Annotated in this window: 13 protein-coding genes and 1 tRNA gene; 5 read left to right on the forward strand and 9 right to left on the reverse strand. The window is 36.5% G+C overall.

Going from position 1 to position 15,134, the window contains the following annotated elements:
* Positions 1-32: 32 nt before the first annotated feature.
* The 4 genes from RMO83_RS13500 to RMO83_RS13515 form a co-directional block, all read right to left on the reverse strand.
* The gene (locus RMO83_RS13500; RefSeq protein WP_310560227.1) at positions 33-1,034 is read right to left on the reverse strand and encodes a family 43 glycosylhydrolase; all 1,002 of its coding nucleotides are present in this window, start codon (positions 1,032-1,034) and stop codon (positions 33-35) included.
* Positions 1,035-1,265: 231 nt separating this feature from the next.
* A complete protein-coding gene (locus tag RMO83_RS13505; RefSeq protein WP_310560228.1) occupies positions 1,266-1,514 on the reverse strand; it encodes a GIY-YIG nuclease family protein in 249 nt (82 codons plus the stop codon).
* 43 nt (positions 1,515-1,557) lie between these two features.
* A tRNA-Ala gene (locus RMO83_RS13510) sits at positions 1,558-1,631 on the reverse strand.
* The gene (locus RMO83_RS13515; RefSeq protein ID WP_310560229.1) at positions 1,622-1,789 is read right to left on the reverse strand and encodes a hypothetical protein; all 168 of its coding nucleotides are present in this window, start codon (positions 1,787-1,789) and stop codon (positions 1,622-1,624) included. The genes RMO83_RS13510 and RMO83_RS13515 overlap by 10 nt, the downstream gene beginning before the upstream one ends.
* A gap of 82 nt (positions 1,790-1,871) precedes the next feature.
* Between RMO83_RS13515 and RMO83_RS13520 the strand changes: the two genes are divergently transcribed.
* Genes RMO83_RS13520 through RMO83_RS13530 form a run of 3 tightly spaced genes read left to right on the forward strand, consistent with a single transcriptional unit; the run spans position 1,872 to position 3,933 of the window.
* Positions 1,872-2,639, forward strand: a complete 768-nt coding sequence (locus RMO83_RS13520) for an enoyl-CoA hydratase/isomerase family protein (RefSeq protein WP_310560230.1) — start codon at positions 1,872-1,874, stop codon at positions 2,637-2,639.
* Between the two features lie 50 nt (positions 2,640-2,689).
* Positions 2,690-3,142, forward strand: a complete 453-nt coding sequence (locus RMO83_RS13525) for a 6-carboxytetrahydropterin synthase (protein ID WP_310560231.1) — start codon at positions 2,690-2,692, stop codon at positions 3,140-3,142.
* 23 nt (positions 3,143-3,165) lie between these two features.
* Positions 3,166-3,933, forward strand: coding sequence for a UDP-2,3-diacylglucosamine diphosphatase (locus RMO83_RS13530; protein WP_310560232.1), 768 nt, complete (start codon positions 3,166-3,168; stop codon positions 3,931-3,933).
* A gap of 10 nt (positions 3,934-3,943) precedes the next feature.
* On the opposite strand, the gene RMO83_RS13535 is transcribed toward RMO83_RS13530, so the two are convergent.
* From RMO83_RS13535 to recJ, 4 genes are read right to left on the reverse strand one after another with little or no spacing between them, the layout of a single operon-like run.
* Positions 3,944-4,411 (reverse strand): DUF2062 domain-containing protein, encoded by a 468-nt coding sequence (locus tag RMO83_RS13535; RefSeq protein ID WP_310560233.1) that lies wholly within the window; start codon positions 4,409-4,411, stop codon positions 3,944-3,946.
* The gene (locus tag RMO83_RS13540) at positions 4,412-5,680 is read right to left on the reverse strand and encodes an MFS transporter (RefSeq protein ID WP_310560234.1); all 1,269 of its coding nucleotides are present in this window, start codon (positions 5,678-5,680) and stop codon (positions 4,412-4,414) included.
* A gap of 19 nt (positions 5,681-5,699) precedes the next feature.
* The gene (locus RMO83_RS13545) at positions 5,700-6,929 is read right to left on the reverse strand and encodes a cytochrome c3 family protein (protein WP_310560235.1); all 1,230 of its coding nucleotides are present in this window, start codon (positions 6,927-6,929) and stop codon (positions 5,700-5,702) included.
* A 9-nt stretch (positions 6,930-6,938) separates the two neighbouring features.
* A complete protein-coding gene (recJ, locus tag RMO83_RS13550) occupies positions 6,939-8,627 on the reverse strand; it encodes a single-stranded-DNA-specific exonuclease RecJ (protein WP_310560236.1) in 1,689 nt (562 codons plus the stop codon).
* A 147-nt stretch (positions 8,628-8,774) separates the two neighbouring features.
* Here recJ and ade point away from each other — a divergent pair, with 147 nt between their 5' ends.
* A complete protein-coding gene (gene ade, locus RMO83_RS13555) occupies positions 8,775-10,400 on the forward strand; it encodes an adenine deaminase (RefSeq protein ID WP_310560237.1) in 1,626 nt (541 codons plus the stop codon).
* Positions 10,401-10,466: 66 nt separating this feature from the next.
* On the opposite strand, the gene RMO83_RS13560 is transcribed toward ade, so the two are convergent.
* Complete coding sequence (locus RMO83_RS13560) at positions 10,467-14,342, reverse strand: PA14 domain-containing protein (RefSeq protein ID WP_310560238.1); 3,876 nt, start codon at positions 14,340-14,342, stop codon at positions 10,467-10,469.
* A gap of 298 nt (positions 14,343-14,640) precedes the next feature.
* Between RMO83_RS13560 and RMO83_RS13565 the strand changes: the two genes are divergently transcribed.
* Entirely contained in the window at positions 14,641-15,114 is a 474-nt protein-coding gene (locus RMO83_RS13565) for a regulatory protein RecX (RefSeq protein ID WP_310560239.1), read from the forward strand.
* Positions 15,115-15,134 lie beyond the last annotated feature (20 nt).

The raw sequence follows: 15,134 nt of genomic DNA on the forward strand, positions 1-15,134 counted from the left end.
AGGGAAGCTGTAGCCAAATAATCTAACTCGCTTTATTGTTTTTTGAAAAATGATAAATTCCATCTTTCAATCCAGTTGATAGCCATTTTTCCTTCTTTAAACTCAATTGGCAACCAGATATATCTTCCTTCAATTGGCATCGTTGGTTTCCAAATATCAAACATAGCGATGAAGGCGTTTTCTAATCCTACGACCGGAATGATGAAAGAAGATTGACCCCCAAAAGTTTTTTCGGAGCCCATATTGTCAATAGTATTATGGCCGTGAGTAGGATTTTCGTGTCGTGTCCAACTGCCTAAAAGATCGGTAGTAGTGTAGTATCTGGCTTCGTTGGGCTTCCATCCTGATGATCCTGAACTTAGCATGTGGTAGACATCGTTTACTTTAATAATGGCGGGAGCTTCGGTGTGATATTCAATCCCTTGACAAATTTTATATTCTTCAGCCGGAAGTAAATAATCATCTCTCATTTTACCAATAATAAAAGTTTTGTCTGGTTTTCGCACCGCCAAATGATATAAATCGCCATTGGTATCAACAAACATAGTGAAGTCTCCAGATCCTTTAGGAGAACCGCCTAGAAATTTGTGACTGTAGTGAAAAGGACCATTAGGACTGTCAGCAACAGCAACGCCTACATAGGCAACTTCATAGCCGTTACCCTTTGGATAAAATTTAAAAAAAGCAATAAATTTTCTTGTTTTTTTGTTGTACACTACTTTTGGACGCTCAATCAAACAGCCATATTCTATGTCGCTAGTAGTACTTTTAGAATAATCAACACTCATTACAACTCCTGAATTAGTCCAATTGATCAAGTCTTTAGAGGTGTAACAGTGAATACCTCCATCAGCAAAATCCGCTTCTGATTTACCCGCAATTTGATGTTCACCATACCAATAATAAAGACCATTATGAAATAAAACTCCACCTCCGTGTGCATTAATCGGCGTGCCTTTATTATCCAACCATGGTTTTGCAGGTTCAAAATCTGGTTTGTCTACAATCTTGTTTTGAGCATATACTAGATTCAAACTATTAATTAAAAAGACAAGAAACAATGAAAGAATTTGCTTCTTTGAAAGTTCAAAAATAATGATGTTTAAAAAGGTCTTTAGTGACGACATAAATAGATCTTGATTTTTTGAGTAATCTTTTAGTTATGTTTTAAAAAAATGGCAACTAAACACAAATTGAAAATTTTGGTTTTTACTTAGAAACTTCACTTTTTGATTGCGTTGATGAATAATTAGGCCTTTAAGGGTTTATTTCTTATTTTCAATCAAACTTTCGATATATTTTCTACTTTTCATTTTTTTGATTTGCATTTCACTTTGATAGGCTTCAGATCTAGAAAAGTAAGTTTCAAGGTGCTTTAATTCCCAATCTTTGGCTTTTTTTGTGTATTTACTTCTACTATTCAAGTGACCATTTAGTCGTTCTTGTATATCTTGACAAGAGCCAACATAATATTTATCAATAGATTTAGAGTAAATGATGTATGTATAAAACATAAGCTAGAAATAAAAAAGACCCAAACAATGTTTGAGTCTTTTGTGGAGAATACCGGAATCGAACCGGTTACCTCTTGCCTGCCAGGCAAGCGCTCTAGCCAAGTGAGCTAATCCCCCAATATTTTTTCTGCACTATCACCATCCCGACTCAATCGGGACGCTCTTGCCAAATCAGCTAATCCCACAATATTTTTCTGAACACCACCTTCCCGACTCAATCGGGACGCTCTAGCCAAATGAGCTAATTCCCCAATTGTAGGGGGCAAATATAACATTTATTGTGCAGCACAAAGCAAATTTCGAAAAAAAATATCTTGCTTCCCTTAATATTTTTAACTTTACAACAAAATCTGTGATATGACATCTCAAAACTCAAACGGTTTCCTGCGCACCACTATCGAAAATAAAATTGCGACTCTCGAATTTGGGCATCCTGCGAGCAATTCTTTTCCAAGTGATTTGCTTGAACGTTTGAAAAATGAACTGAATGATTTAAGTAACAATTCAGAAGTTTCTGTGATTGTTTTGAAAAGTAGTGGTTCGGGAGCGTTTTGTGCTGGCGCTTCTTTTGATGAACTTTTGGCAGTTTCAAATCAGGAAGAAGCTACTAAATTCTTTTCGGGTTTTGCCAATGTGTTGAATGCCATGCGCAATTGTTCGAAAATAATTATTGGTAGAATTCACGGAAAAGCCGTTGGCGGCGGAGTTGGGATTAGTGCCGCTTGCGATTATGCTTTGGCAACGACTGAAAGTGCCATAAAATTGTCGGAATTAGCCATCGGAATTGGACCTTTCGTTATAGAACCAGCCGTGAGCCGAAAAATTGGAACAACTGCGATGGCTGAAATGACTTTGGATACGGAATGGAAATCGGCAACTTGGGCAAACCAAAAAGGATTGTATGCCAAAATATTTGAAACCTCAGCCGAATTAGATACTGAAATCAAGGCTTTCTCCATTAAATTAGGGAGTTACAACCCAGAAGCGTTAGCCGAAATGAAAAAAGTGTTTTGGGAAGGAACTGAAAACTGGAGCACTTTATTATATGAAAGAGCTGAAATTTCAGGAAAATTAGTGCTATCAGATTTTTCTAAAAATGCTTTAAATCAGTTAAAAAATAGATAGGGAAATAAAGAAGAATAGATTCACTAAATTTGCACCCAAATAAAAATAGAATGAGCAAAATCAGGATTACTAAGCAATTTGGTTTCGAAACCGGTCACGCCCTTTACGGCTATGACGGCAAATGCAAAAACGTACACGGACATAGTTATAAATTATCGGTTACTGTAATTGGAGTGCCCATAAATGACATCAATAATGTAAAAAATGGGATGGTGATTGATTTTACCGACCTAAAAAAGATTGTAAAAGAAGAAATTGTAGACCAGTTTGATCACGCTACCGTTTTCAATCAAAATACCCCTCATATCGAATTAGCAAAAGAATTAGAATCTCGTGGACATCACGTAATTTTAGTTGATTACCAGCCCACAAGCGAAAATATGGTAGTCGATTTTTCGAAAAGAATCATTGCAAGATTGCCTGAAAACATAAAACTTTTTTCCCTAAAATTACAAGAAACAGAATCTTCGTTTGCAGAATGGTTTGCTAGTGATAATTTGTAATTCAAAAACCTTATTTTTACCTTATGCAAATCGCGCCGAACAAAAAAATATATTTTGCCTCCGACCAACATTTTGGCGCACCAACTCCTGAATTGAGTTTTCCAAGAGAACAAAAATTCGTGGCTTGGCTTGACGAAGTCAAAAAAGATGCGGAAGCGATTTTCTTGTTAGGCGATTTATTTGATTTTTGGTTTGAATACAAGACAGTTGTTCCTAAAGGGTTTGTTCGTATTTTAGGTAAATTGGCCGAAATTCGCGACAGCGGAATTCCTATTTATTTCTTTGTTGGCAACCACGATTTATGGATGAATGATTATTTTCAAAAAGAGTTGAACATTCCTGTTTTTCGGGACAATCAAGAATATACTTTCAACGGAAAAACTTTTCTTATAGGTCACGGCGACGGAAAAGGTCCCGGAGACAAAGGTTACAAACGGATGAAAAAAGTATTTATACATCCAGTCTCCAAATGGCTGTATCGCTGGCTACATCCTGATATTGGAATGAAACTAGCGCAATATCTTTCGGTAAAAAATAAACTCATTTCAGGCGATGAAGACGTAAAATTCCTTGGCGAAGAAAACGAGTGGCTGATTTTGTATTCCAAAAGAAAACTAGAAACCAAACACTACAATTACCTCGTTTTTGGCCACCGTCATTTGCCTATGAAAGTCACCGTTGGAGCCAACTCTGAGTATGTAAATTTGGGTGATTGGATTGGCTATTTTACTTATGGTGTTTTTGATGGCGAGACTTTTGAATTGAAGAAGTTTGAACCAAAAACTCCTTAACTATATAAGGTTATTTAGACAGATTTACACGTTTTTTTTCTTTCAAGAACAAAAGCGATACCCAATAAGCCCCAATAGCAATAGGAACTGCGGTCAGTAACCACCCTCCCAAACCACAAAGCAATTCAATAGAAAGGCGACTCAATGTCCCAAAAAAACTGCTTTGAAAAGAACCAATAATTTCTTCGACCGTATGTGGATTTCGAGGAACGGAAAAAATAAATTCGCCCAGTCGAATAAAAGGAATTATCAATAAAATCTGAATTGGCCACATCAAATAACTTAGCGAAATCATTAACGGAAAATTCAATTTTCGTTTCAATGAAATCGTAGTAATCATAAATGTGCTGACTCCAAGAATCGGAATAGTCGAAATCAATCCCGACACAATAATGCTTTGGCACAGTTCCTTTGAAGTTAAACCTTGATTTAAAAGCGTTGTGATTTTTGCTCTTACTTTCTTGAATCTCTCTTTCAATTATTTATGATTTTCATGTTCTTCTAAATCTTTTTGTAAATCCAGATTTCTAAATCCCGGCAATTTAATTCCGGTAAAAACTACGATTAAAAGGGTCATACTTCCGCCAAAAACTACTGCCGAAACTGTTCCCATCAATTTGGCTGTTAATCCACTTTCGAAAGCACCCAATTCATTAGACGAACCCACAAAAATCGAATTTACTGCAGCCACACGACCACGCATGGAATCAGGTGTTTTGAGCTGCAAAATCGTTTGACGAATCACCACCGAAATGCCATCGGTAACACCACTCATAAACAAAGCCAAAACCGATAACCAAAACCAAGTGGAAAGTCCGAAAACAATGATACATACACCAAAACCAAAAATAGCTGCCAAAAGCTTAATCCCTGCATTTTTATAAAAAGGCAAATGCGCCGATACAAACATCGTTAACAAAGCACCAACTGCTGGAGCTGCTCTTAAAATTCCAAAACCTTCAGGTCCTACTTTCAAAATATCTTGAGCAAAAATAGGTAAAAGCGCCACCGCTCCTCCAAAAAGAACCGCTACCATGTCGAGTGTTAAGGCTCCCAAAATAGATTTATTGGTATAAACGAATTTCAGTCCTTCTTTCAAGCTTTCCATTATGGGTTCGCCAATTTTTGGATTCAAGATAGGCTTCTTAGAAATTTGAGTCAACAGCAATAAAGCAAAAAATGAACAAGCAACAATAGTACACATCGACCAATGTACACCAATTAAAGTAATCGAAAATCCGGCAACTGCTGGCCCAACAACAGCTCCAATTTGCCAAACTGAACTACTCCAAGTAGCTGCGTTGGGATATACTTTTTTAGGGACAATTAAAGACATCAAAGAAAAGATCGTTGGTCCCAAAAACGAACGGACCAATCCTCCTAAAAAGACCATAAAATAAATAGAATACAAAATAGTATCCGTTGACCAATCAGTTACTATTCTAGGCCAAGTCAATAAAAATAGTCCAAAACTAATCATAGAAAACCCTAAAATACATTTCAATAGCATTCCCTTTTTTTCTTTTTGATCCACAATATGTCCTGCAAACAATGCCATTGTAATTGCCGGAATTACCTCCATTAATCCAATCATTCCTAACGAAAGAGCACTTTTAGTTAAGCTATACACTTCCCATTCAATGATAATAAACTGCATCGACCAGGCAAAAACCATAACAAATCGCAGCAATAAAAATAGATTGAATTCTTTATAACGCAAGGCTGCGTAGGGATCTTTAGCTTTCATATATAACGATTATTATCTTCTATTTCTTTTTAGAAACCTTTAAGTTTTCCTCTTGATATATTCCTATTCTGTGAGTTCGCAACAAATAAGGTGACATTTCAGACTTTCCTGAAAGGTAAAATCCAATGACTCCCGATGCCTTTTTTGGCATATGACAATCAATACAATTGTCTTTTAATGAAACTCCGTGCGAAACTTTGGTAGTGCAAAAATTTTTCTTGACTTCACTATGGCAACTAAGGCATTTTTCTGATTGTTTTGACAGACTTTCTATTGTATTATTATGAGAATCATGACAAGTGGTACAATCCATAGTTTTACTTGCTACAAAACATTTACTTTGAGCAAGCAAACCATATTGGTTTCCGTGAACATCTGAATTAGCGTCGGAATTTAAAGCATATTCGTTATAAAAATCAGCTATTGAATTTCCTGGAACAAATTTAAACCGAGACTGTAGATTTTGAGCGGCCGAATGACAAATAACACATCCTGCTAACTTTTGTTGGGTGTTCAGTGATTTGTTGGTTACAATATACTTTGCCAATTTTAATCCTGGATTTCTTTTGTGATAATCTACGTGATCTTTTGCTGGTCCGTGGCATCGTTCGCAGTCAATACCAAAAACCAATGATTCTTTTTTCATTGTTTCTGGAGTCATTCCAGTTCCAAAATAATCTTCTGTATTTGTGTTTTTGTGTTTGCGTTCCAAGTTTGAACTATGGCATTCAAAACAATCAATTGAAATCAATCTGTCAAAATGGGGCTGATTGGGCGGATAACTTGGACTTGTACCCCAATTATTTACTGAAATGTAGTACGACAGAGGCAACTCATATACATTATCTTTATCCCAAAACAATGAGGTTTGTGCCTTTTTTGCTCCCATTATAATATCAAAAGGATAAGCCTTCACTTCTTTTCCGTTTTTGTAATATACCTGAAATAGATTGTTATTTCTATTTTCCATTACAATTTTGGTGTCTTTGTTATAAATATAGGTGTTGTGACCAGTCCTAAAATTCCCTAGAACATTTTTGATGGAAGCTGAAGCCGACGCCTTATAATGGGAACTATTCAGCGCCTCATTATAAATTTTCGGATGGCATTCCATACAGCTTTCTGAGCCTGCATAAGTTGTACCTCTTGGGTCAACATAATCCTTGTCTTTGTTCGCACAATTTGATAATAAAAAAAGGTAAAGAACGGATATTAAAACCGTGAACGAAGATTTGATATTTTTTTTCATTATTGTAATTTACTTAATATCTTTCAATCGCAATTGAACAGAAGTTTTGCCATTCCATTCGTTCTCATCTATACAATACAAAGCTTCAAACGGCTTTTTATTCGTTGTTAATTCTATTTTATTTCCTAACCCAAAACCAATTGCCGCCATTCCTTCGGAGTTATTTTGTCGTACAAAAAGTTTTAAATGTTCTTCATCTGCGCCTAATTTTTGAGCATAACCAGTGTCTTTTGCATTCTTAGTTAGAAAAACTGGTGTCATATTTTGAGGTCCAAAAGGTTCGAATTGTTTTAAAATCCGAGTCAACTTTGGAGTAATATCCGATAAATTAATTTCGGCATCAATCGAAATTTCTGGTGTTAATGAATCAGGGTGAATGGTTTCTTTGACCACTTTTTCGAACGTATCTTTAAAAAGTTGATAATTTTCTTCCAATAAAGTCATTCCCGCAGCATACATATGTCCGCCAAATTGCTCCAAATGCTCCGAACAAGCTTCCAAAGCATTATAAACGTCAAAACCTTTTACCGAACGTGCCGAAGCCGCATATTTATCGCCGCTTTTAGTAAAAACCAAGGTCGGTCTGTAGTAAGTTTCTATCAATCTAGAAGCCACAATTCCAATTACGCCTTTGTGCCAATTTTCTTGAAAAACTACTGTCGTGAAACGCTCTTTTTCATTATTTTCTATAATTTGGCTTAACGCTTCTTTGGTAATTTGCTTGTCTAAATCTTTCCTTTCGGAATTATACGCTTCAATTTCTGACGCAAATTGTTGTGCTTGTTCAAAATCAAACTCCGATAATAATTCCACTGCGTGATTTCCGTGTTTGATTCTTCCTGCCGCATTGATTCTGGGTGCAATGATAAAAACCACATCGGTAATATCTAAAGTTTTCTTTTTTATTTGATAAATTAGGGCTTTGATTCCAGGTCTTGGATCTGAGTTGATAACTTGCAAACCGAAATAAGCCAAAATCCTATTTTCACCCGTCATCGGAACAATGTCGGCAGCAATTGCAGTGGCAACCAAATCCAGATAAGAAGTCAAATCCTCGATGGTTTGATTCCGGTTTTCACCCAATGCCTGAATGAGTTTAAAACCAATGCCACAACCACACAATTCGTCATAAGGATAAGTACAATCATCTCGTTTTGGATCTAAAACTGCCACCGCTTCTGGCAACGAATTTCCCGGTCGGTGGTGATCGCAAATGATGAAATCAATATTTTTTTCTTTGGCATACCCCACGTGATTAATAGATTTTATACCGCAATCCAAGGCAATAATTAGCGAAAAACCATTGTCATCGGCAAAATCAATTCCTTTAAACGAAATGCCATAACCCTCGTCATAACGATCGGGAATATAAGTAGCAACATTCGGATGATAGGTTTTTAAATAAGAGGAAACCAAGGAAACAGCCGTTGTTCCATCGACATCATAATCACCAAAAACAAGAATGTTTTCCCCGTTTTCAATCGCCAGTTCAATGCGTTCAACCGCTTTGTCCATATCTTTCATCAGATAAGGATTGTATAAATCTTCTAAAGTCGGACGAAAAAATTGTCTGGCTTCTTCGTACGTTTCAATACCACGTTGTACGAGAAGCGTTGCAACGAATTCCTCTACGTTCAAAGCGTCAGCAAGTACTTTTACTTTTTCGATCGAAGGTTTTGGTTTGATAGTCCAGCGCATTTAAGTTTTGGGGTTTATGGTTTGTGGTTTGACGAAAACTTTAAATCTAAAACAATATTAATCAATTTTATTTTTAAATATTTAGAAACGGTATAAAATAACTACAAAATGATATACTTTTGAATATATCTTTTTAAAATCAGAAAAATGCAAATTAAAGGACAAATTGTCGACATCGAAAATAGGTGCATTTATACAGGCGAAATCACTGTCGAAAACGGAAAAATCAGTTCGATAATCGAAAAAAATCATGATGTGCAACATTACATTATGCCCGGATTTATCGATTCCCACATTCACATTGAAAGTTCAATGCTTGTTCCTTCTGAATTTGCAAAAATTGCCGTGCTTCACGGAACGGTTGCCACAATTTCTGACCCACACGAAATTGCCAATGTTCTAGGAACCGCAGGTGTTTATTATATGATTGAAAATGGTAAAAAAGTACCTTTTAAATTTCATTTTGGCGCACCTTCTTGTGTACCTGCGACAACTTTCGAAAGTGCGGGAGCTATTATAGATTCCGAAGGAATCAAAGAACTAATGGCTTCTCCTGATATTTATTATTTAGCGGAAATGATGAATTATCCAGGAGTTTTATTCGATGATGAAGAAGTTCTAAAAAAAATCGAATGGGCAAAACATTTTAACAAACCTATCGATGGTCACGCTCCAGGATTACGCGGTGAATCTGTAAAAAAATACATTTCGGCAGGAATTTCTACCGACCACGAATGCTTCACTTTTGAAGAAGCCGAGGAAAAATTGTCGTTGGGTATGAAAATCCTCATTCGAGAAGGAAGTGCTGCCAAAAACTTTGAAGCGCTCATTGATTTACTTCCTGAAAATTACGAGAATATGATGTTTTGCTCAGACGACAAACATCCTGACGATTTGATTGTGGGGCACATTAATTTGCTTTGTGCGCGCGCTGTTGCCAAAGGAATTGACGTTTTCAAAATCTTACAAGCCGCCTGCGTAAATCCCGTAAATCATTATAAAATGAATGTCGGCCTACTAAAAGAAAACGATGCTGCCGATTTTATCGTAGTCGAAGATTTAATTGATTTTAAAGTAAAGCAAACCTATATTAACGGCGAATTAGTTGCGGCAAATGGCGAATCTTTTGTAAAACACATTCTGTTCGAAACGCCAAATAATTTCAACATTACTTCCAAAAAAATTGAAGACTTCGAAGTTTCAGGTTCAGGTTCGAAAATTAGAGTTATTGAAGCTTTAGAAGGGCAATTGATTACTAATGAAATTCATCATAAATCACTTATCCTTGATGGGCAACTAGTTTCTGACACGGAAAATGACATCTTGAAAATGGCTGTTGTTAATCGGTATCAAAATACCAAACCCGCAATTGCTTTCATCAAGAATTTTGGATTGAAAAAGGGTGCGATTGCCAGTTCTGTAGCGCATGATTGCCATAATATTGTTGTAGTTGGAACTTCTGATGCTGAAATTTGCAATGCCGTGAATCTTATCATCGAAAACAGAGGCGGAGTTTGCGCCGTGAATGGTACTGAAAACAAAATGTTGGCTTTGCCAGTTGCTGGAATTATGAGCGACAAAAACGGCCAGGAAACTGGGAAATTATATCAGGAAATTGATGCTATGGCTAAGGAATTAGGCAGTAATTTTAAAGCGCCTTTTATGACGCTTTCATTTATGGCTTTACTCGTTATTCCCGATTTGAAACTATCTGATAAGGGATTGTTTAGCGGAAATACTTTTTCGTTTGTGGATTTGGAAGTGAAAAATTAGTAGAAAAATAATAATTTACTTCAGCTTTAAACGAAGAAAACTACACGTTTATTAAACATTCGTTTTTTATTTTATAATTATTTTTTTACTGAATTCCCCTTCGGTTGTTTTAATTTTAACGATATAAATTTCCGAGGATACTTTTTTTATTGGAATTAGAATATTGCTTTGTTCCTTGTCTTCTACATTCCAATTTGCTACTTTTTGACCTACTAAATTAAAAAGAGTTACACTATCTACCGCCACATCCTTCAGGTTGTTTCTAATAATTAATGATTGATTGCTATTTGAGTATAGAGCAATAATTCCATTGTTTTCCTCAACATTATCGTCTACACGTAAAGTCTTGTCTGTAAAACGCAATACAAAACGATCATTGAATGTTCCTGCTGCAGTAGTAAAAACATATTTTCCACTCTTTAAGTTGAATACTGTATTGGTCAATTTATCCTCAAGAAAAACGTCTCGATTAGATAGCAGACCATCGGTTTCGTTTATTTTGATTGTAAAAGTCCCTTCCATAGCGATTCTATATCCTAAAGGTATTATATCATTTTCATCAAATGGCAACGCCCGTCCTTGAATGGTTAAATTTGTATCTTCGTTGATACTATAAAAATCAAGGAAGTCATTCCCATCAAAACTTTCTCCATCATATAAAGCATCCCAAGTATTGGTAGCGCCAGTTATGTATCCCACCAAAGTTTGCTTGAAAGCGCCTTCTTTATTTGTTAAGTTTAACCAAATACGGTTTTTTTCAATAGTACCAACTGCTTTATTTTTCGGACTTTTAGTTTTATAAAAATTAGAATTACTCAAAGGATTTCCAGAACCATCTACTCGCATTGTATTAGTAAATGTGACTGTGCCACCTGAGGCAGTACTTGTCGTAAAAAAACTTTGTCCTGCAGCAATAAAACCTGTCGGTCTAGTACCACCGCTTGTTGCAAAAGTACCTGAGCCCGTACCAACTCCTCCGGTAAGGCTATACGCAGCATAATCATTTCCGGAATATGCCCAACCTCCAGTGCCTGGATCAGGAGTTCCAATGGCAATTGGGGTGTTGTGCGTCCAAAAATAAATAGTTCCTTCTATTGCAGTTTGATTATCAAAAATAAATTGATCGGCAGATATTGCTGATGGATAAGGATTTCCAATAAGATTAGATTTAATACCACTCGATACTGTAATGGGTATGCTACCATTATTAGGCATCCCTGTAAAAGTGGCGGTACCAAAACCTGGTGGAATTGCTGGAAAACCTGGTGGTGGAATTCCTCTAATTATGTATCCTTTCGCAGGAGTCATGGTGGTGGTTGATGCATCTAATTGCAGCCAATTTTCTGCAATATCATCAAAAGAGAAAAACTTATCCAATTTAGTCGATGGCGAAAGGGCAAGTAAGTTTTGCGCAGCAACTGGTGATGACCAATACGTATAATCTGTCTCTCCTCCTGTATAATTTCGCTTGTAAATAATGTTACCTACATTCGTTCCAGTAAATCCCGTTTGAATCAAACTGGCATTGTTTTCGAAAGTTAAAGTTCCTGCTGCATTTACAGTTAATAGCCCTCCTAATTTTAAATAATTCCCTGCCAGAATAGTCACTACTGCTCCAGAATTTACAGTACAAGAACAAGCGTTAATATCTGCAGCTTGAGCATAAATCGCTGTAAATTGGATGTCTTGATGCTCTGTCGGAGCACCAGTTGGGGTCCAAGTTGTACCATTCCAAATTTTAAGTGTAGGATTTATAACAGCATTAGCTGATTCAGGTGAAGAGCAACCAGTATCAGGACTAAGGGCAGATGCTGGAATTATTACCTCAGATTGACTTGCACTACTCCAAAACAGGCGGGCTGTAATACTTTGGTTGTCTTGATAATACTCTAAAACAATGCTATACTTCACACCAGCTGTAAGTGCTATAGTACCAGTATCAATGGTATTTGCATGTGTGGTCCAATTATCAATGATTTGTACCCCATTGACCCACAACCTAATACCATCATTACTTATTGTTTTAAAAGTGTATGTCTGGCTATAAAGAGGTTCTACAAATCCTGTCCACCTTGCAGAATACTGATCCCTATTGAAAGTCGGCATCGAAGGATTAGGAGATTGAGTAGTATTTAAACTAAAATCAATTGTTGAGTCTATTCGCGTGAATGTAGGTGCACCTGAAAGAGTCCTATTGCCACTAAAGTATTCTCCTTTTAAACCTTTATTTACTACTGAAAATGTGTATGTTCCTGAAGCAAGTCCAGAAACGGTTGCTGTAGTTCCCGATCCTAAAGTTTTAACTGCTCCTGGACTCCTAGTTAATTCCCAAGCTCCCGCTGGCAAACTACTTAAAGAAACGGTTCCTGTTGGCAGTGTACAAATAGGTTGAATTATTGAAGCTATTGTTGGCGCATTTGGTGTACTGTTTACTGTTAGGGTTACTGCATTGCTGTTTGTAGTTCCACAAGAATTTGTAGCGAAGTATCTTACTCTTTTCCCAGTATCAGCGAGTAAGGCTGTATAAGGCACCGGCAAACTTACATACGAACCACTACCAAATGCAGTTTCTAACTGCCATCCTTGTGCTGTTACTGCAGCTCCATTGGAGGTTACTGTTGGTGCTGTTGGATTCCACGAACTTGCTGAACACAATGCCGTTGGAGTAGTAAGTGCAGATATAGTCGGCGATGCATTGACCGTTACCGTTGCCGATGCGCTATTTGCAGACGCACACCCACTGCGTGTTACAACTGCTCTATAAGATGTAGTTACTGTTAGGTTGGTTGCTGTTAATGTTGTTGTGGTATTGGCAATTGTTGTACCTGCTGTCGCAAAATTATTCAATGATGATTCCCAACGAGTGACAGTTCCTGTGTGTCCGCTTAAAGTTAATACCGTACTATTTGTTCCTGTACAAACTGAGGTAGCTCCTGAAACTGTTCCTCCAACCGAAGGACTAACTGTTATTGTAACAGGAGTAGTATAAGCAGAATAAAAAGTATATATACCATTTACTGAAACAGTTCGTCGTTGGTAACTAGTCGTGGCCGTTAATGCTGGTGGAGAATAAGTTGAGTTTGTTGCACCCGAAATAGTAACATAACTGCCAGATGCATTGGTTTGCCATTCGTAAGATATTGTTCCTGACCCTGTACCAGCCGTTGTAGAAGTCAAAGTAGATGGAATGGCACCACTACAAATAGTTTGCGAGGTTCCTATTGTTCCTGTTGTAACAATATTTACACCTCCGGATGTCTCAATTTCGCTAAATAAATAGGGAGCGCCTCCGCCTGTGCAAACAGCGTATTGAGTACTACCTACAAAAATCTCATCATTATTGTTGCAACTTCCCCCCAAACTGTTTGAACCATTTTGAAGATACAAAGCAACATTTGATGGAAGTCTAATTTCAGATTTATCAAAACTAATATTTCCGCTTGGAGCAGTAACAACTATTAATGATGAATTAACTGTACTAACTGAATTAAAAGGAAGACTCAATGTTCCAGAAATTGTAATACTATTTACGGTAACTGGAGTTGTATTGAGAACCACCGTATTTCCTGCTGGGATTACGACGTCATCAGCAGCAGTAGGGACAATCTTTGCCGTATAAGTTTGCGAACTAACTGCAACAGCAGCATTTGCAACCAGCTGTAAGGTTGTGTTATTACTAATCGATGCAACAACTCCAATTAGTGTGGTTCCGTCATTTCTGTATATCATACTACCTGCAACAAACTGGCTAGTAAACTGAGTTCCAACACCTGTTATCGTAGTTGAAGATGTTGATGACGATATTGTACCTGTTCTAGTTATTGAACTCCACGTTGATGGTGCCGACCAATTTCCTGCCACAACTGTACTAGTAATCGTCGCTCCGAAAACACCAGCTTGAAATAAAAATACAAAAAATACAAAAAATATTTTCTTAATCATTTTCTAAATATTATATGCTCTAAAATATATTTTTAATTGATATAACTTAAAAATTACTTTAATTAAGAAGCAAAGTAAAAGCAACGATTTAATTGCACAAAAAATTTTCGTTCAAATGCATATATATCAGTTATACAGCTCTTTTACAATCAAAATAAGGGTCAGGTGTGGAAAATTTTGGAAAATATAGCAACTTGAAATTCTCTAGTTCACGCTAAGAAACATCTAAAAAATTACCTATTTTTACAGCTAGCAATACACTAAAGAATCGATAGAAAAATAAATTTAACTAACCATTATGAATCCCATTTCATCCCTAAAAGAGGCCATGCAAAAAATAGAACATTTCTGTGCCTATCAGGAGCGTTGCCACGATGAAGTGGTTTCGAAATTGCATTCAATGAAAATGGATTTGGATGAAATTGACCAAATAATGGTTTATCTTATCGCTGAAAACTTCATCAACGAAGAACGTTTTGCGTGCAGTTTTGCTAGAGGAAAACATCGCATCAAACAGTGGGGGAGAATTAGAATTATTAACGAATTGAAATTCAAAAAAATTTCGCAAACACTGATTAATACTGCGCTCAAAGAAATCTCACTAGAAGAATATTTAGACACTTTTCAGACAATAGCACAAAGACATTGGGAAACTATCCGAGAAACAAATACTTTAAAAAAACGAAAAAAGTTTTGTGATTATTTGCTTCGCCGCGGTTTCGAAAGTAATTTGGTTTACGATAAAGTTAAGGAATTAGAGATTGATCTTTGATTCGCTTTTTTACGTTTAGC

This window comes from Flavobacterium sp. (assembly GCF_031423415.1).
Classification (GTDB): domain Bacteria; phylum Bacteroidota; class Bacteroidia; order Flavobacteriales; family Flavobacteriaceae; genus Flavobacterium.